This is a genomic window from Cloacibacillus porcorum (assembly GCF_001701045.1).
GTDB classification, from domain to species: Bacteria; Synergistota; Synergistia; order Synergistales; family Synergistaceae; genus Cloacibacillus; species Cloacibacillus porcorum.
This window is the reverse complement of record NZ_CP016757.1, coordinates 3,495,711-3,513,094: the sequence shown is the minus strand read 5'-3', so window position 1 is coordinate 3,513,094 and position 17,384 is coordinate 3,495,711. Positions and strand designations below refer to the sequence as shown.

15 protein-coding genes are annotated in these 17,384 nt (G+C 57.7%); 4 read left to right on the top strand and 11 right to left on the bottom strand.

Annotation, left to right across the window (positions count from 1 at the left end):
• Positions 1-21: 21 nt before the first annotated feature.
• Positions 22-387: a helix-turn-helix domain-containing protein gene (locus tag BED41_RS15680; protein WP_066742226.1), complete on the bottom strand. Its 366-nt coding sequence runs from the start codon at positions 385-387 to the stop codon at positions 22-24.
• Positions 388-540: 153 nt separating this feature from the next.
• Here BED41_RS15680 and BED41_RS15675 point away from each other — a divergent pair, with 153 nt between their 5' ends.
• The 4 genes from BED41_RS15675 to BED41_RS15660 all read left to right on the top strand — a co-directional run bounded on the left by BED41_RS15675 (position 541) and on the right by BED41_RS15660 (position 3,246).
• Positions 541-960 (top strand): hypothetical protein, encoded by a 420-nt coding sequence (locus tag BED41_RS15675; RefSeq protein WP_066748496.1) that lies wholly within the window; start codon positions 541-543, stop codon positions 958-960.
• A 287-nt stretch (positions 961-1,247) separates the two neighbouring features.
• A complete protein-coding gene (locus tag BED41_RS15670) occupies positions 1,248-1,508 on the top strand; it encodes a hypothetical protein (RefSeq protein WP_066748493.1) in 261 nt (86 codons plus the stop codon).
• A gap of 600 nt (positions 1,509-2,108) precedes the next feature.
• The gene (locus tag BED41_RS15665; RefSeq protein WP_066748490.1) at positions 2,109-2,390 is read left to right on the top strand and encodes an ArsR/SmtB family transcription factor; all 282 of its coding nucleotides are present in this window, start codon (positions 2,109-2,111) and stop codon (positions 2,388-2,390) included.
• 73 nt (positions 2,391-2,463) lie between these two features.
• Entirely contained in the window at positions 2,464-3,246 is a 783-nt protein-coding gene (locus BED41_RS15660; RefSeq protein ID WP_066749406.1) for a NifB/NifX family molybdenum-iron cluster-binding protein, read from the top strand.
• A gap of 93 nt (positions 3,247-3,339) precedes the next feature.
• Here the strand turns inward: BED41_RS15660 and BED41_RS15655 are convergent, their stop codons facing one another.
• From BED41_RS15655 to BED41_RS15610, 10 genes are all read right to left on the bottom strand, one after another.
• On the bottom strand, positions 3,340-5,154 hold the full coding sequence (locus BED41_RS15655; protein WP_066748487.1) for a BACON domain-containing protein: 1,815 nt from the start codon (positions 5,152-5,154) through the stop codon (positions 3,340-3,342).
• 185 nt (positions 5,155-5,339) lie between these two features.
• Complete coding sequence (locus BED41_RS15650) at positions 5,340-6,545, bottom strand: GGDEF domain-containing protein (protein WP_066748485.1); 1,206 nt, start codon at positions 6,543-6,545, stop codon at positions 5,340-5,342.
• A gap of 369 nt (positions 6,546-6,914) precedes the next feature.
• Complete coding sequence (locus tag BED41_RS15645) at positions 6,915-8,894, bottom strand: DUF4118 domain-containing protein (protein WP_066748482.1); 1,980 nt, start codon at positions 8,892-8,894, stop codon at positions 6,915-6,917.
• A 67-nt stretch (positions 8,895-8,961) separates the two neighbouring features.
• Entirely contained in the window at positions 8,962-9,564 is a 603-nt protein-coding gene (gene kdpC / locus BED41_RS15640) for a K(+)-transporting ATPase subunit C (protein ID WP_066748480.1), read from the bottom strand.
• A 26-nt stretch (positions 9,565-9,590) separates the two neighbouring features.
• Positions 9,591-11,666, bottom strand: coding sequence for a potassium-transporting ATPase subunit KdpB (gene kdpB / locus BED41_RS15635; protein ID WP_066748478.1), 2,076 nt, complete (start codon positions 11,664-11,666; stop codon positions 9,591-9,593).
• A 27-nt stretch (positions 11,667-11,693) separates the two neighbouring features.
• Entirely contained in the window at positions 11,694-13,427 is a 1,734-nt protein-coding gene (gene kdpA, locus BED41_RS15630; protein ID WP_066748474.1) for a potassium-transporting ATPase subunit KdpA, read from the bottom strand.
• Positions 13,424-13,846 carry a hypothetical protein gene (locus BED41_RS15625; RefSeq protein WP_066748471.1) on the bottom strand — a complete coding sequence of 141 codons (423 nt, stop codon included), beginning with the start codon at positions 13,844-13,846 and terminating at the stop codon, positions 13,424-13,426. Before BED41_RS15625 ends, kdpA begins: the two co-directional genes overlap by 4 nt.
• A gap of 843 nt (positions 13,847-14,689) precedes the next feature.
• Positions 14,690-15,379, bottom strand: coding sequence for a response regulator (locus BED41_RS15620; RefSeq protein WP_066748470.1), 690 nt, complete (start codon positions 15,377-15,379; stop codon positions 14,690-14,692).
• Positions 15,354-16,916: an ATP-binding protein gene (locus tag BED41_RS15615; protein WP_084002526.1), complete on the bottom strand. Its 1,563-nt coding sequence runs from the start codon at positions 16,914-16,916 to the stop codon at positions 15,354-15,356. The genes BED41_RS15620 and BED41_RS15615 overlap by 26 nt, the downstream gene beginning before the upstream one ends.
• A 254-nt stretch (positions 16,917-17,170) precedes the next feature.
• Positions 17,171-17,368 carry a hypothetical protein gene (locus BED41_RS15610; protein ID WP_066748468.1) on the bottom strand — a complete coding sequence of 66 codons (198 nt, stop codon included), beginning with the start codon at positions 17,366-17,368 and terminating at the stop codon, positions 17,171-17,173.
• Positions 17,369-17,384: the final 16 nt, after the last annotated feature.

The window sequence follows — 17,384 nt, the reverse complement described above, 5'->3', positions numbered from 1 at the left end:
AATACTCGGATAGTTCCAGAATTACTTGGTATTCGAGCTGTCTAAAAGGATATATTCCTTTACCGGACCATCTCCTTTCACCTCGTAGCCTTTTTTTAATCTTGCTTCCGCTACTTTCGCTTTAATCAACTCAACAATGAGTTCTTTTTTTGTCATGGACTCATAATCTGATAGGTCAGGCTGTCTTTCGGAAGGCTTGTAAACATAACTGTCCGAACCGTTTCCGGAAGACTTGGGCGGCAGACTGTTGGAATCACGATACATCCGCATATAGTCCCTAGCCGTGTCGTCGCTGATGCCGTAGGCTTCGGCAGCCTCGTAACGTGTCATTATCCCCTCATAAACTTTTCGTCCGATTTCAAGACGCTCTTCTTTCGTGTATCGCATTACAGGCCTCCTGTGCATATAAACATGGCTCTTGTGCCACAAGATATTATTGTCATGTATAAAAGACAATTATATCTTGTCTCACTTTTACCCCCTATATGTACAGGATTAGTTTAGCAGTGCAATATCACCGACTCCTGCACAGTCACCGCCGTGACACCCCCCTCAGAGGGGCTCAACCTCAATATCCCAAAGGCGGAGCTGATCGAAAAAGATACGATGGAGATATCGGCATTCCTCTATCCCGTGGATACCTCCGAGACCATCAGAGAAATAGAGTGGCGCGTCAGCGACGAAAAGATACTTAAAGCGTCCGCCCTAGCGGGAGAGCCGGCAAAGGCAAAGATAACCGCGCTGGCCGCCGGCAGAGCGTTTGTGACGGCAAAAGTCACAACCTCGGCTGGCACTCTCTACGAAAAACAATCCGAGATAACCGTGACGGTAAAACCAGCCCCGGGACCGACGCCCTCAGGCGGTTCGGGCGGCGGCTGCAACGCGGGTCTGGGTATAGGCATACTCGCCCTTCTGGCGCTAGTTCCCTGTACAGTAAGAAAAAACAAAAACGTGAAATAAAGAGCAGCGTGCGGAACGGAGAATAAAAGACTCCGTTCCGCCTGTTTTTATATCTGGAGATGATTCTATGGCTGTAAGACGTCAGGGATTCTACGCGCCGCTGCTTATCGCGATACTCTTTTCAATCTGTCTCTTCCTCATCTTTTGCCTGTTGACTCACGAGGTGCGATATGGATAGAGAGTTCCGTAAAATGCTTAGATGCAGAAAGAGATAAAACCTTTCTCGAAAAATAGCCTGCCGGCGGTGACGGGCTGTACCCTCAACCACAGAACAGAAGTGAGACGAATTGCGCTTAAAAGACGCGAAACGATTCTTCCGCGACCTGATGGAAGATACAACTACACGCGGTAAATGTATAGAAATCACCATGCTGCCCAAAAGAGAACGTGGTATGGCACTCCGCGCGCTCGGATACTCATTCACCCCTAAGGAACTGGACGACGTGCTTTGCCGCGAATTTTACCTCATGACGGAAGGGGAGCGCCGTCTGTTCGGCCCCGGCGACCTGCGCGATATCGTGATGGGTATGTGGGGCAATTGCATGTGACGGCGGCTCTTGGCCACCGTCTTTGTCGTCGGTCTCCGGTCCTATTTACTAAATCAGCTGCGCGTCTAAACCCCGATCCATCTTTGGTTAGAGAAAAGAGATAAATAGCGATTTAGCTTTGATAGGGTAAAAAATAAATAGCTGTTTAACCTTTCTTTTGACTTTGCCCTTACAGCCTCCCTCTCCGAGGCGGCCAGAGAGCCGAAATCTTTGATTTCGTGCGATTCGGCTGGTAGTTACATCAGAGCTGGCTCGGCGATGTTTTTTCGCCGAGACTGAGGGAGAGTTGACCTTAGGTTCTCCCGCGGCTTTTGCCTCGGGCTCTGTTTGGCGCGGTTTCCGCGCCAAACAGAGCAACACTCCTTCCGTCAGCCGCCAAAAGCAGGCGGCCGACACCTCCCTCAGAGAGGGAGGCTAAAATGGCAAGTCAAAAGCTAAACCGTTACTTACCTTCGATAAGGGAAATGATAAATCGCTATTTATCTTTTACCCTGCCGCAGATAAATCATCATTACAATATATTCCTGCGGTCTCGCGGGATTCTTTTTGCTATAATAGATAGACGGATAGACATACTTTTGGTCGAAAGAAGGATCACGCATGATAGATTACGAGGAACTCGCCGAGATGCTCAAGGCCCTTTCCGACCCCAACAGGCTGATGATCGTGGAGATGCTCTCCGGCGGAGAACTCTGCGCCTGCAAGCTGCTGGAGCGTTTCAGAATAACGCAGCCCACCCTCTCGCACCATATGAAGACCCTCCGTCAGGCCGGACTTGTCAAGGGACACAAAGAGGGGAAGTGGATGCACTACACGCTTGACGGCGAGCGCTTCGCGATGCTGACCGACGCGATCGGCGAGCTCACGGGAAAAGAAAAATGATGTGCATATGCTCATTGACAAAGTGGGCATATGCACATTAAGATATATCCAGACTTTTGAAGGGAGAAACGCCATGGCCAAAAGCACAAAATGCCGCCGCGTATGCGGCCGCCCCGCGGCTCTGCGCTTTATGCCGGACGCCCGCGCGGCGGAGATTCTCGACCTTTCGCTTGAAGAGCTTGAGAGCCTTCGCCTCTGCGACCTCGAGGGGCTAGACCAGGAGACGGCGGCCCGCCGTATGGAGGTATCGCGCGGCACTTTGCAGCGCATCATCTATTCCGCGCACGCCAAGGTGGCCGAGGCTCTCTGCACGGGCAAGGGTATCTTTATCAACGGCGGCAACTACGAGATCGCCGGCGAATGGTGCGGCGGAATGGCCAGATGCAGGCGCTGCCCCTTTATCATCGAGAGCGATAGGGCTTTCAGGGAAAGGATGGAGAGGATCATGAGAAACGGAATAATTGCGGTAACGGCTGAGGAAAACGGTGAAATATTTCAGCACTTCGGACATACGCGCTGGTTTGCGCTCTATGAGATAAAGGAGGGCGCGGTGGCTTCGCACCGGCTGATCGACGCGGAGGGCAGCGGTCACTCGGCGCTCGGCGGTTTCCTGAAGGAGAACGGCGTGGACCTTCTCATCTGCGGCGGTATCGGCGGCGGGGCGAAGAACGTTCTCGCGGCGGCGGGCATTGAGCTGGTCTCCGGCGTCAGCGGTTCCATCGACGAGGCGGTGAAGGCCTTTCTCGCGGGAAGGCTGAAGGACGACCCGGCGGCGGAGTGCGACCACCATCACCACGGCGAGATCGAAGGCAGCTGTCACGGCTGCGGCCACGGAGAGGCGCACGGCTGTCATTAAGTTTCAATAACGCATATAAATTATTAAAAGAGCGGCGGCCCGTGCGGAAATCACACGGCCGCCGTTCTTTTTTCTAAATGTGGGACTAATACCTCAGTATCTTGACTGGAAGACCCTTACCGTCGAGGAGCCCTTGCCGTCCTTTGTCTTCAGCGTGATGGTCGCCTCGCGGTTGACTCCCGTCGTGTTTTGAGAGACGTCCACATAAATGCCCTGGTCAGCGTCCTCTTTTGTACCTGCTGCCCGGCTCAGCGTGCACCAGGATTCGCTGCTCTCAGCCGTCCAGTCGCGGAAGGTTCCCAGTTCGAGCTTTTTATAACCCGCCGCCTGCGAGAAGTCCAGATTATTGGCGGCGATTAGCGGAGGCATGATATCTTCGAGGGAGACGTAGAACTCCCGTTCCTGCGCCGCATTGTTATGGTGCTCCTCTCCGGCGACTTTGATCCACCAGGCATAGCCGGCGCTGTAGGAATAGCCGGTCATCCACCTAAATTTGAACTTGAAGCCCTTGATCTTGTCCCTCTCATTGGGGCCGACCGTCCAAGCCCACTGGTTCACCGGCTGAAATAGGCTCCGCGAGGCGAGCGGCGCGTCGTAGAAGTCGTTGCAGGCGGCGAAGTAGGGGCCTCCCTTTAGCAGCGGGCGCGAGAATGTGTATTTCCATTTCGCGTTCTGCTGGGTGATGTTGTTTGACGAGCCCTTCGATTCGTTTTGTACCTGGCAGTCGGGGACGGTCTGGCTTTCGCTGGTGGAATAACTTACGCCGGCGCTGATGCCGCCGGTGCCGGAGAGCCCTGAAAATCCTACGCTGCCGCCAAGTGAGAAGGAGATGCCGCTGGAGAAGCCGCTCGAGCCGACGGTGGTGTCCGGCTTTGATTCTTTGAGCACGACGCTGTTGTTTACCGCATTGTCTTTGTTGACCATCCAGTTGTCAAAGCCGTATTCGACCATGTAATTCTGTATGACTGCCGTCGTCGTCCGGTGGTGATCTTTATTGCTGTAGTTTGCCGAAGGGTTCAGCTGTCCCTTCTGTTTGATGAAGAACCAGTCGGAATCCTGTTTATCCGCCTCGTTATATGTGTGGCAGGCGTAAACGTCCACCGTTATCTCGAATGTGTTGTTCCATTGTGAGGCGTTATAGGTCTTTTCGTACATGCGGGATACTTGCGTGAGGTCGTTCGTCCCGGAGGCCGCGCTGTTGAGGGCCCTCTGCACCGAGGCCTTGCCGTCGGCGGCCTCTTTGGCCTGCCGCGCGCTCCCGTTCATCCAGTTTACAATGTCTTTGGCCATCGAGAGTTCGTTTGCGGTCGGCTTGCTGTCGAGGGAGGGGTGGTCGAATGATACGGTTTCGTCTCCCGACGTTACAACCGGCTGCCACGGCGGGGTTTTGTCCTGCGATACGAGCAGGTCGCCGGATACGATCTCGTTCGGGAATTCGTTCAGCAGCTCAGGTAAAGACTCGTCGTCGTTGAGCATTACATATGAGAAGATATCCCCGCTTAAGATCTTCACGCCGTAATATTCTACATAGCTGTTGCCGGAGGGCATGACAAAGTCCCCCTTAAGGCCCAGCGTATCAAGGAAGTCGTTTATCTCCCTTTCGTCCGCGTGTTCCAGCCCGACACTCATTCCCGCATCCAGGAATTTGCGTACGACGGCCGCCGTGTTTTCGTCGGTGCTGAAACCATCTTCACGCGAGATGATCAGCGGCGCGTCGGCGCTGAGGCCGTCATAACTTTCGACGTCGCATATCTCGTTCAGCTCGTCGGCCAAGTCCCCGTGCATACCGCCCATGACGTACAGCTTCTCGCCACCGCCGCTGCCGCCGCAGCCGCCCGCCGCCACGGCGCAGAGGGTGATAAGTATAAATATAACGATGTAGACGTGGTTTCTGCATTCTTTCCGCATATCTGCGTTCCTCCTCTTATAATACAAATGATGCTTTTTTAATTATATATGATGTCTTTTGGAGGCAGGTTACGGTTTAGAAAAATTCGCGTTCATCCGGCAGCGGTATAGAGACGGTTTCTGTTCTCCGCGCCGCCGTCCGCGCGGCTATAGTTTTGCCTGTTATCTCTATTTTTGTCCTTTGTCTATGATAAATTATCTGTTCCTGTTAAGGATGCGGCGGAGGAGCAGACGATTCTGTTTCTGCCGCCCTCTTTCGCCCTGTATAGGGCCTCGTCGGCGCGCAGGATGATCTCTTTCATCGTCATTTGTTCGTGCGGCTCTTTATGGTGGAGGCCGATGCTGACGGTGATGTGTTTTTCTTCCCCCGCCGACGGCGCGCAGCGCAGCGATTCGACGTCCCGGCGGATCTTCTCCGCCGTCTGGTTTGCCGCCAGAGCCTCTTCGCCGTAGAGGAAGGCGATGAATTCTTCGCCACCGTAGCGCACGAGATCCGCGCCGCGTCCGCGTAGCTCGCCGCGAAGGTATTCGGAGATATCTATCAGCAATCTGTCTCCCGCGAGGTGTCCGTTGCGGTCATTGTAGAGTTTGAAGTGGTCGATATCAATCATCAGGCAGGCCGTCCGCTCTTTTCCCGGAAAACGCTCGGCGATGACCTTGCGCAGGTAGCGGCGGTTGTGGAGCTGTGTCAGCGAGTCGGTCATCACCTCTTGGCTGAGGGTCTGGTTGGCCCGCTGCAGCTCTTTATATTGTCTCTCGATAACTATTTCGTCGCGTTTTATCCGCAGCTGGCTCTTGTAGAAATAGTTCGCGAGTGCAAAGGCGATGATGGCGACGAAGAGGCTGTTGGTGAAGTTGTTGAAGGTCTGGTTCAGCCCGTTCGGCCAGGGGAAGTATGGCAGCAGCGCGTTCAGCAGGATAAAGTTTCCGCCGTAGAGCAGGAGGCTCTTCCAGGGCTCCATCAGGGAGATGGCGGCGCTGATGATGGCGACGTAGGTGTAGACGGAGAGGCCGTTGCCGCCGAGCTGGTCGTTCAGGGTGAGCGCGGTGCTCCAGAGGCAGAGCAGCGCGATGTAGATATGCTCCGTTATGAAATAGCGCCGGTAATTTTTCGGGTCCGTATGAAGCAGGCGGTCTTGTATGAGGGTCACGGCACAGGTAACGGCGATGAGCAGCAGATAGAGGATGAAGTATGCCGTCCGCCGCGGTTTGAGAAAGGGTCCGCCATCCTTGGAGGAGATGAGAAAGAGCATGAAGACCTCAAAGGCGATGATCAGCAGGTGGAGGACAAGGTGCTGCCGTCTCACGCTTTCATAGAGGCGGAGAAATATTTCCTCTTTATCCCCGTCGTCCTGCTGAAAACCCAGAAAATGTTTCAGACGTGAAATCATTTTTCGGCCATTCCTCCCGTATATGCTCCCGCATGGCGGCCAGCCGGAGGATGCATGGGCTGACGCGTATAACTATCTCTCATTATATAGTAAAAATGGAACGGGATATAGTGGCTGAGGAGCGTTGTCAGGGCAAACGCATCAAGAAAAATCAGAAAGAAGATAAATGGCGGTTTAGCTTCGATATGGTAAATGATAAATAACGGTTTTCCTCTGTTTTGTCATTCCGGGCCTGTCCCGGAATTCAGCGGCACAAAAATCCCTGGACATCGGCTCGGGGGCCGGTGTGACAAAGCAAAGGTAAACGGCGCAGACCTAAGGTCAGCCCTCCCTCAGTATTGGCGAAAGTACCGCCGCGGCTTCGGCGTTTTAAGCCTTTTTTGATACCCAGCGGTCATAGAGCATGGCCTTTTCCAGCGCTACGCCGCACTCGTCGAGCATCGCGCGGATCAGGTTTTTTTCAAGGGCGGAGAGCGGCGGCAGCGACCGCGCGGCGACGGCGGCGACGGCGAGAACGCTGCCGCCTCCGTCGCCGCGGACGGCCATATAGAGGCATTTCGCGCCCGGCAGCGTGTCGGTGGTCGCGCCGGCGCGGTGGTTGTTTGTGCGCACCCACTCGGCGACGCCCATCTCTTCCTCACTTTGATAAATTTTCTCCGTATCGGGCAGCTCCGCCGGGGATATCAGCGCAAGGGTTCCCTGCGGCGTCTCCCCGTAGATGAATACCGGCCTGTCGAGCAGCTTGCGCAGCTGTCTCTCCGTGACCTCCGCCGTGGCCGCGAAGCCCTCGGATTTGTTGAGCAGCTGGCTCGTCTCCAGCAGGACCTCCGTCATATAGGCGTTGCCGGAGGCGAGCTCCGCCTGTCTTTTGATGCGGCTGGTGAGGGAGCTGGTGAGCAGGCTCGCGCAGAGCATGACGGCGAGGATGGCGGGATAAGCGGGGTCATACATCGTGAAGGAGTAGAGCGGTTCGATAAAGAGGAAGTTGAAGGCCGCGACGCTCGCAAAGGAGAGCGCGACGCCGTAGATATGCCCGTGCGTCCAGATGGAGGTAAAGAGCACTGCGAGCATATAAAAGGAGATCGTGTTGATGTTCTGGAAGCCCGCGCGGAAGAAGGCGAGGGAGAGCAGCGTCGCCGCGGCGAAGATCAGCGCCGCGCGCGCTGTGTCACGCCAGGAGAGATTGACGCCGACCGCGCCGTAACGTTTTTTCGCGCGGTACGGCGGCTGCCGGTCGGGGATTATGTAGACGTCAAGCTCGGGGGCGGTCTCCGTGAGGCGGTCGATGAGGCTCTTTTTCCTTCCGAAGAGGCCGTTTTTATGGTTGGTGCGTCCCAGCACCACCTTTGTCGCGCCGCTCTGCTTGGCGTACTGCGCGATCTGTTCTGAGATATCGTCGCCGTAGGCGGTTACGATCTGCGCGCCCAGGTCCTCCGCGAGCTTTATGTTCATCTGCAGGCAGCGGCCGTTATCCCCTCCGCCGTGCCTGCCGCCGCCGGTCTCCACGTAGAGCGCCGTGAAGCGGCTGTGAAAGGCCTCCGCGAGGCGCGCCGCCGTGCGGATGACCTTGGCGTTGGAGGGCGCGGCGGAGATGCAGGTGATCACATGTTCGCCGGCGTTGACGGCGCCTCCCTCGGCCAGCGCCGCGCGGTTCTGTTTGTCGGCGGTGCGGCGCAGCGCGATTTCGCGCAGGGCGCCGAGGTTTTTCTTGGTGAAGAAGCTGCCGAGCGCCTTTTTCGCCCGTTCGTTTTTATAGACTTTGCCGGATTCTATGCGCTCTATGAGGTCGTCCGGTTCGATGTCGATGACTTCGATCAGCTCTGCCCGGTCGAATACGTCGTCGGGCACGCGTTCGGCGACGGTCACCCCTGTGATCGAGGCGACGATGTCGTTGAGGCTCTCGATGTGCTGCACGTTGACGGTGGTATAGACGTCGATCCCGTAACGCAGCAGCTCTTTGATGTCCTGATAGCGCTTTACATGGCGCGAACCGGCGGCGTTCGTGTGGGCCAGCTCGTCGACCAGTATCAGCTGGGGGCGGCGGGCAAGCGCTCCGTCGAGGTCAAATTCGCTGAGCTTCATGCCCTTGTACTCGACGCTCCGTGTCGGCAGCACCTCAAGGTCCGCAAGCAGCTTCATTGTTTCGGGGCGCGTGTGCGGCTCCACGTAGCCGACTACCACGTCCACGCCCTGTTTTTTCGCGCGGTGCGCCGCCTCGAGCATCGCGTAGGTTTTGCCGACGCCGGCGGCGTAGCCGAAGAATATTTTCAGCGTCCCCTCGCCCTTGTCCGGCTGGCTTTTCAGCTGCGAGAGCAGCTCTTCTGGGGTGGGGCGTCTCATCTCTTTCATCTCATCTTCCCCTTTTTAACTGGCGCAGCCCGCCGCCATTAGGATGGCGGCGGGAACTTTCTCGCCGTTAGTTCTTTAGGATTCCATCCAGCTCAAGGTTGACCTTCAGGACGTGGACGCGCGGTTCGCCCATGATCCCCAGAAAGCGTCCCTCGGTGTGCTTCTTGATGATCTCCGTCACCCTCTCTTCCGTGAGGCCGGTGGCCGCCGCGATTCGCGGTACCTGGTAGAGCGCGGCGGCGGGGGAGATGTGGGGGTCGAGGCCGCCGCCGGAGCTGGTGACCAGTTCTACGGGAACTGGCCTTTCTCCCATCGCGGGGTTTGCCGCGCGTATCTCTTTAACACGTTCGGCGATCAGCCCTTCGAGCTTCTCTCCCGCGGGGCTGAGGTTGGAGGGCCAGGCATAGGCCGCTGGTTTGCCGTTTGTGCCGGTGAAGCTGGTGTCGATGTTCATCTGGCGTCCCCAGAGGTGGGCGGGCGACCGGTAGAGCTGCCCGAGGTTCTCCGCGCCGTATTTTCGCCCCTCGATCCTGATGATGGAGCCGTTCGCCTGGTAGGGGAAGGCGACTTTGGCGACGGCTGTCACCGCGAGGGGATATATGATCCCCGTGATTACCGTCATCAGCGCGAAATATATTATCGAACGTATTGTGACTATTCTCAATGTCATGATCGTACCTCTTTTCAAGCGGTCTTTTAGGCCAGGATTCCGGTCCCGATAAGGATCATGTCGATGATCTTTATCGCGATGAAGGGAATGACGATCCCGCCGACGCCGTAGATCATCAAATTTCTCATCAGCAGCTGTCCCGAGGATTCCTCTTTGTATTTTACCCCCCGGAGCGCGAGCGGGATGAGCGCCACGATGATCAGCGCGTTATAGATCACCGCGGAGAAGATGGCGCTCTCCGGGCTGTGCAGCTTCATGATGTTCAGCGCCTGAAGCTGCGGGAAGAGGACGACGAAGAGCGCCGGGATGATCGCGAAGTATTTCGCGAGGTCGTTGGCGATGGAGAAGGTCGTCAGCGCGCCGCGGGTCATCAGCAGCTGCTTTCCGATACGGACGATCTCTATCAGCTTCGTCGGGGAGGAATCGAGGTCGACCATATTGCCGGCCTCCTTAGCCGCCTGCGTGCCGGTGTTCATCGCCACCGCGACGTCGGCCTGGGCAAGCGCGGGGGCGTCGTTCGAGCCGTCGCCCGTCATCGCCACCAGATGCCCTTTGGCCTGATAGTCGCGTATCAGGGCGAGCTTCGCCTCGGGCGTCGCCTCGGCGAGAAAATCGTCAACCCCCGCCTCCGCCGCGATCGCGGTCGCCGTCACGGGGTTGTCGCCGGTGATCATGATCGTCCTGATGCCCATTTTGCGCAGGTCCGCGAACTTCTCCTTCACGCCGTCCTTGATGATGTCTTTCAGATAGATCACGCCCAGCACGCGGCCGTTCTTGGCGACTACGAGCGGCGTGCCACCGAGCTTCGCGACGCGGTCTATGACGTTGCGGCACTCCTCGCTGAAATGGCCGCCCGCCTTTTCAACGTAGGCGCGAATGGCGTCCGAGGCGCCTTTTCTGATCTCGCCCTCTTTGCAGTTCACGCCGCTCATGCGCGTCGCCGCGCTGAAGGGGATGAATGAGAGGCGCTCGTTTTCCAGCTGGCGTTCGCGGATGCCGAACTCCTGCTTGGCGAGGACGACGATGCTGCGCCCTTCGGGGGTCTCGTCCGCGAGGGAGGATAGCTGTGCCGCGTCGGCGAGGTCGCGTTTGGAACAGCCGTCGACGGGGATGAACTCGCTCGCCTGGCGGTTGCCGAGGGTTATGGTGCCAGTCTTGTCAAGCAGCAGGATGTCCACGTCGCCCGCCGCTTCGATCGCACGTCCGCTCATTGCGAGCACGTTGGCGCGGTTCAGGCGGTTCATCCCCGCGATGCCGATCGCCGAGAGCAGCGCGCCAATGGTGGTCGGCGCGAGGCAGACGAGCAGCGCCGCCATCGCCGTGACGGAGAGCGGGTTGGCCGCGCCCTCCTCCGAGGCGAGGAGGCCGGAGAAGGTGTAGAGCGACATCGTCACGAGGACGAATATTATCGTGAAGGCGATCAGCAGTATCTCAAGGGCGATCTCGTTCGGCGTGCGTTTGCGCGCCGCGCCCTCTACCATCGCGATCATCTTGTCGAGGAAGCTTTCGCCCTCCTCCTGTGTCACGCGGACAACGAGCCAGTCGGAGAGGATCGTCGTGCCGCCAGTCACCGCGCTGCGGTCGCCGCCCGCTTCGCGGATGACGGGGGCCGATTCACCGGTAATCGCCGATTCGTCGACGGAGGCCGCGCCCTCTACCACCTCTCCGTCCGCGGGAATCTGCTCTCCGGCGTGTACGATGAAGAGGTCGCCCTTCCCCAAGGCCGCTGAGGCGACGTCCGTAAAGGAGTCGTGATCCTTGGGGTCTGAGAGCAGGTGCGCCGTGACGTCGCGGCGTGAAGCCCTCAGAGAGTCTGCCTGGGCCTTGCCGCGTCCCTCGGCGATCGCCTCCGCGAAGTTTGCGAAGAGCGACGTCAGCCAGAGCACGGCGGCGATTCCCGCGGTGAAGCCGAAGGGGGCGTCGTCTATGCCGCACAGCGAGAGAGCCGCGAGGATCGTGGTGAGTATCGCCGAGATGTAGACCAGCAGCATCACGGGGTTCTTCGCCTGCGTGGCCGGCGCTAATTTTATAAAGGAGGCTTTGAGGGCCTCGGCCGCTATTTTGCCGCTTGAATAGCCGGGCATATTTTTATTGACTGACATTTTAGATCAGCTTCCTTTCAGAAAACCCTAGAACATTCTCAGGTGCTCGACGATCGGCCCCAGCGCCAGCGCCGGGAAGAAGGAGAGCGCGCCGATAAGCAGCACGATGAGGATGAGCAGGAATACGAACGTCATATTGCAGGTCGAGAGCGTTCCCGCCGATTCCGGCGTGTGCTTCTTCGTCACCAGGCTGCCGGCGATCGCCAGCGTCGCGGTCATCGGTACGAAACGTACAAAGAGCATCACGAGGCCGATCGCCGAATTGAGAAACGGGGTGTTCGCGTTGAATCCCGCGAAGGCCGACCCGTTGTTGCCGCCCGCGGAGGAGAAGGCATAGAGCAGCTCCGAGAAGCCGTGTGGTCCGGGGTTGTTCATGCTTGCGGGCACCGAGGGCACCAGCGCCGCGATACCGCTGCCGATGAGGATCGCCACGGGGGTCGCGAGACAGACGAGGACGGCCATGCGCATCTCGAAGGGGTCGATTTTCTTGCCGAGATACTCCGGCGTGCGTCCGACCATCAGCCCGATGATAAAGACCGTCAGGATCACGAAGCCGATCATTCCATAGAGGCCGCAGCCTACGCCTCCGTAGATGACCTCTCCGAGCTGCATCAGCAGCATCGGCACGAGGCCGCCGAGCGGTGTGAAGCTGTCGTGCATCGCGTTGACCGAACCGTTGGAGGCGGCGGTCGTAAATACCGTCCAGGTGGCGGAGCTGGCGATACCGAAGCGGCTCTCCTTACCCTCCATATTGCCGCCCGGCTGCATCGTCGAGCTGATATCCACATTTCCGCCCTGAGCCAGCTGCGGCGTCGCCGCCTGTTCACAGTATCCGACGATCGCCAGCGAGGCGGCGAGCACGAGGAACATAGCGAGGAAGATGGCCCTTCCCTGCCGTCTGTCCTTCACGCCCCTGCCGTATGAGAAACAGAGCGCTACGGGGATGATCAGCAGTGCCAGCATCTCCAGCAGGTTGGAGAAGGGGGTGGGGTTTTCAAGGGCGTTTGCCGAGTTCGCGCCGTTGTATCCGCCGCCGTTCGTTCCGAGCTGCTTTGGCGCGACCTGGCTAGCCTGTGGCCCCATCGGGACGATCTGCTGCGAGACCGTGGTGCCGTCCTCGAGCGTGACCGGCTCCATCAGCTCCACCGTCTCATAGGGCAGATAATTCTGCATCACACCCTGGGAGACGAGCGCCACGGCGACGACCAGCGAGAGCGGGATCATCACATAGAGAACGGCGCGCGTGATGTCCGTCCAGAAGGAGCCGATACCTTTCGACTTCACCCTTACGATGCCGCGTATCAGCGCGAAGAGCACCGCGATCCCCGCGCCGGCGGAGACAAAATTTTGTACCGTCAGGCCGAGCGCCTGGGAAAAATAACTCAGAGTGTTTTCTCCCGAATAGGCCTGCCAGTTTGTGTTGGTGACGAAGCTGGCGGCGGTGTTGAAGGCCAGGTGCCAGCTAAGGCCGGGGAGCCTCTGCGGGTTGAGCGGCAGATGACCCTGCAGCATCAGCATCGCGGTGAGACCGACGAGGCAGACCGCCGAGAAGGCCAGCGCGCAGAGCGCGTAGAGCTTCCAGCCCATATCCTCATCCTTGTCGATGCCGAGAATCCTGTAAATCACGTTCTCGCAGGGGACAAGGAGCGGCGAAAGAAAGACCCTCTCGCCGTTCATCGCCTTGGCGATATAGCTGCCGAGCGGCAGCGCGATCCCCACGAGAATTGCGACATAGGCGACATACTGTATCACGGAACTCATGCTCTTCCATCCTCTTTCCTGAAAATTTTACCCGACATCCCGTTTGATTTTTTAGACGGGATCTCATCCTCACGGGGACCGCAGTCGCAGTCCTCGAAGGCATACCTTTTTATATTGGGGCTCTCGACAAAAAAGCTCCCCGAAGCTTCCATATTGAAATGCGCCGGACGATAGCCGGGATTGAGCGCCCAGGCGGCGCGAAAGTGCCGCATCGCACCGCAGTGGTCGCCGCTTTCCTCCAACAATATGCCGAGCAGGTTATGCGGCTCCGCCGCGTCGGGGTAACTCTCCATCGCCTTTGCGATGCGCAGCGCGCATTCGGCGTGGTCGTACTTTCTGCTCATGATGCTTTTCTTTATATAGGAACAGAGCTCCGCCAGTCCCTTATCGCCGGTCGCGGTGGTTTTTTCTTCAGCCATCGTCATTTCCTCCTAATGAGTTGTCTTTTTTCTCGGACTTATGAATTGTCGTCTTTCAGCAATGTGTAGCACAGCCAGAAGAAATATATACAGGCGATAACGCCGCTTGCTATTACGATCAGGTGCATCTTTGCAGCCTCCCTTGTCATCTTGTGAGGCAGATTCTACAGAAAAAGCTGTGAAAGCGATGTGAGAGAGTTAGTCTGGATGTGAAAATCCTGTGAGAAATCGGCGTTTATAAGCACGACTAACTTCATGGCTGGGGGCTTGGCAATGCTCACCGCACTTTAGTGCGCCTCCGCTTGCCAAGCCCCCAGTCATTTCGTTATTCGCACTTCTAAACGCCGATTTCCTTTGGGTGGGAAAAGAGGTAAATAGCGGTTTAGCTTTGAGAGTGTAAAAAATAAATAGCTGTTTAACCTTTCTTTTGACTTTGCCCTTAAAGGCGCCCTCTGTGAGGGAGCTGGCTCGGCGATGTTTTTTCGCCGAGACTGAGGGAGAATTGACCTTTGGTTCTCCCGCGGCTTTTGCCGCGGGCTCTGTTTGGCGCGGTTTCCGTGCCAAACAGAGCAACACTCCTTCCGTCAGCCGCCAAAAGCAGGCGGCCGACACCTCCCTCAGAGAGGGAGGCTAAAAGGGCAAGTCAAAAGCTAAACCGTTACTTACCTTCGATAATGGAAATGATAAATCGCAATTTATCTCTTTTCCCCGCCCCAAGGAAATCGGCGTTTAGAAGTGCGAGTTGCTAAATAACTTTGGGCTCTGGAACCGGAGCCGTATCTTCATACGGCGAGGATGCCAGAGCCCAAAGTTATGACGCAAATCGTGCTTATAAACGCCGATTTACTCGTCGACTAGGCGATAACCTACGCCAACTTCGGTAACCAGGTAGCGCGGCTGCGCGGGGCTCTTTTCTATCTTGCGGCGCAGGCTCGCCATCAGCGCGCGCAGCGACTGCGTGTCGCTGCCGTAACCGGCGCCCCAGACCTGCCTGATGATGTAGGCCGAGGTGAGTACTTTGCCGATGTTTCGGAAAAAGAGCGCGAGCAGGTTGTATTCCATCGGGGTAAGGTGGAGCTCTTCGCCGTCAAGGTAGACGAGGTGGCGGTCAAGTTCGATCCTGAGGCCGCCGACGCTCTTGACGGTCTCCTGGGGGGATTCGCCGTGGCGCTCCAGGTGACGGAGGGCGACGCGGATACGCGCCGAGAGCTCCGTCGCGGAGAAGGGTTTGGTCAGGTAGTCGTCGGCCCCCGCGTCAAGCGCCGCCGCCTTTTCTTTGTCCTGGTCGCGCGCGGATACTACGATGATCGGCATCTCCGACCATTCGCGCACCTTTTTTATGATCTCCATGCCGTCCATGTCGGGCAGCCCGAGGTCCAGCAGGATGAGGTCCACCCGCTCGGAGAGCAGCTTCGCCATCGCCTCCGCGCCGTTGGCGGCGGCGGTATAGTCGAGCCCCATGTTTTCAACGGCGAAGCAGTTGAAGTTTCTTATCTGGTTGTCGTCCTCAATTATCAGAATGCGTCTTGTCATTTTGACCGTCCTTTGCCAGAGGCAGCATAAAGTTGAAGCGCGCGCCGCCGCCGGTGATGTTTTCCGCCGATACCGTTCCGCCGTGGGCCTTGATGATGGCCTCGCAGATGGGCAGCCCAAGGCCGATGCCCTTTTTCACGTCGGAGGAGCGTTTTTTTGAAGTATAGAACATTTCAAAGATGTGCGGCAGGTCCTCGGGCGGAACGCCTTCGCCCTCGTCCTCTACCGTGACGCGCACATAGCCTCGGCCGACGCGGTCCGCCGAGAGAGATATCCTCTTTCCCGGCGGCGTGTGTTTTGCCGCGTTGTCGAGGAGGTTGACGAGCACCTGCTGGATGAGGCGTCCGTCCGCCATTACCATCAGCAGTTCGTCCGGCAGCCGTACTTCGAGGCGGCGTCCCTCGAGGCGGCGTTTAACATGGTTCAGCGCGGCCTCGGCGATCTCTTCCAGCGCCGAGGGCTCGTATTTTATAACGGAGGCGTCGCTCTGTATCCTTGTGAGGCTGAGGACGTTTTCCACGATGTCGTGCAGCCACTGCGCGTCGCTGTAGATCGCCGCGGCGAGGGCCGACTTTTGCTGGTCATTGCGCTCTCTTTCCATGAGGATCTCCGCGGTGCCCATAATTCCCGCCAACGGCGTGCGCAGGTCGTGCGAGATGGCGCGCAGCAGGCTGCTTCGGTAGCGCTCCTGCGCCGCCTCTTCCTCCGATTTGAGCCGCGCCCGCGCGCTGCCGTAGCGGTCCATCGCAAGCGCGACGCCTTTGATGACGGAGTGCAGCGCCTGGCGCTGGTCGTCGGTTATCGTGCGCGCGTCGGGAGCCGGTATCCGGACGATGGCAAGCAGCTTTTTCGTGCTGTAGACGGGCCAGTCGAAGAATTCGTCTCCCGCGAGGTAGGCGCTGCGCAGCTGCAGCATTTCATTCATCACCCGCTGCGGCTCTTCAGTCCTGCGCCAGATCGGCGTGTCTTCGCCGATCTGCTGGATATAGGATTCCTCGGGCCGTCCCTCTCCGTTGAAGCAGAGGCAGGCTGCCTGCCAGCCCCAGAAGCTGTGTATGGTGTTGACGGCGACGCCCGCGATCTCGTGTGGGGTGAAGGCGTTGCTGAGCCTGTTGGTGAAGCTGTAGAGCATAAGCACCTCGGCCTCACGCCGCCGCGCCTCCTCCTCGGAGGCCTTCGCCTTGGAGGTGAGGGCGCTGGTTATCGAGGCGGTGATCGTCATGATGGCGAAGGTGATGATGTGGGAGCTGTCGCTGACGGCGAAGGAGTATAGGGGGATGGTAAAGAAAAAGTTGTATGTGAAGGTCGAGACGAAGGCGGCGGCGATACCCCAGCGGTAGCCGGGCGTGAAGCGCGCCGCGAGCAGCACCGCGAGAATGTAGGTGATGACGATGTTCGTTTCGGGGAATCCGAGGGCGCGGAAGAGCAGCCCGATCAGCGTCGCGCCGATAATCAGGGAGGTAGCGAGCAGGACGAAATGAGCCGGCTGCTTCGGGGAGAGGCCTCCGCTCAGTTTTGAAAGAAGTTCTTGCGTCATCAGGGCATTCCTCCTTTGCCGTCGTTTAGTCTACCGCCTTTTGCCGCTTCTGCAAAGGTGAAAAGAGGGGAGGTCACATTGTCGCTTTGTGTGGAAGGCTGCAATGTCAAGCCGCCGCGGATTGTCGTGCGGCGGCTTAGTCTGTCAAGATGGCATCTTTGTAGCTAAGTACGGAAAGGATATCGATGTTCACGTTGTTTTTTACGAACCTGCCGCAGCGCGCAGACTCTTTTGCGCGGCGAGTGAGGAAAACTTTAGAGATGCCGCCGTATCGACCATCCGTTTGTGACGATCCCGGCCACCGCAAAGCTGAAGAGCGCGCAGAATGCGAACATTGATACGGCAAGCGATGTTGATTTGCCATTGCCGATTGTTATCCAGAGGTAACGTAAAATAACCGTCGCTAATAAACTGATGGCTGCCGTAATGCCGTAGAGATTGGCCTTTTTCATGATCGTTTCCTCCTCT

Bases quoted from the DNA above. Each gene is read 5' to 3' on its own strand.
- BED41_RS15680 (WP_066742226.1), bottom strand. From the start codon at position 387: ATGCGATACACGAAAGAAGAGCGTCTTGAAATCGGACGAAAAGTTTAT.
- BED41_RS15665 (WP_066748490.1), top strand. From the start codon at position 2,109: ATGATAGATTACGAGGAACTCGCCGAGATGCTCAAGGCCCTTTCCGAC.
- BED41_RS15660 (WP_066749406.1), top strand. From the start codon at position 2,464: ATGGCCAAAAGCACAAAATGCCGCCGCGTATGCGGCCGCCCCGCGGCT.
- BED41_RS15655 (WP_066748487.1), bottom strand. From the start codon at position 5,154: ATGCGGAAAGAATGCAGAAACCACGTCTACATCGTTATATTTATACTT.
- BED41_RS15650 (WP_066748485.1), bottom strand. From the start codon at position 6,545: ATGATTTCACGTCTGAAACATTTTCTGGGTTTTCAGCAGGACGACGGG.
- BED41_RS15645 (WP_066748482.1), bottom strand. From the start codon at position 8,894: ATGAAAGAGATGAGACGCCCCACCCCAGAAGAGCTGCTCTCGCAGCTG.
- kdpC (WP_066748480.1), bottom strand. From the start codon at position 9,564: ATGACATTGAGAATAGTCACAATACGTTCGATAATATATTTCGCGCTG.
- kdpB (WP_066748478.1), bottom strand. From the start codon at position 11,666: ATGTCAGTCAATAAAAATATGCCCGGCTATTCAAGCGGCAAAATAGCG.
- kdpA (WP_066748474.1), bottom strand. From the start codon at position 13,427: ATGAGTTCCGTGATACAGTATGTCGCCTATGTCGCAATTCTCGTGGGG.
- BED41_RS15625 (WP_066748471.1), bottom strand. From the start codon at position 13,846: ATGGCTGAAGAAAAAACCACCGCGACCGGCGATAAGGGACTGGCGGAG.
- BED41_RS15620 (WP_066748470.1), bottom strand. From the start codon at position 15,379: ATGACAAGACGCATTCTGATAATTGAGGACGACAACCAGATAAGAAAC.
- BED41_RS15615 (WP_084002526.1), bottom strand. From the start codon at position 16,916: ATGACGCAAGAACTTCTTTCAAAACTGAGCGGAGGCCTCTCCCCGAAG.
- BED41_RS15610 (WP_066748468.1), bottom strand. From the start codon at position 17,368: ATGAAAAAGGCCAATCTCTACGGCATTACGGCAGCCATCAGTTTATTA.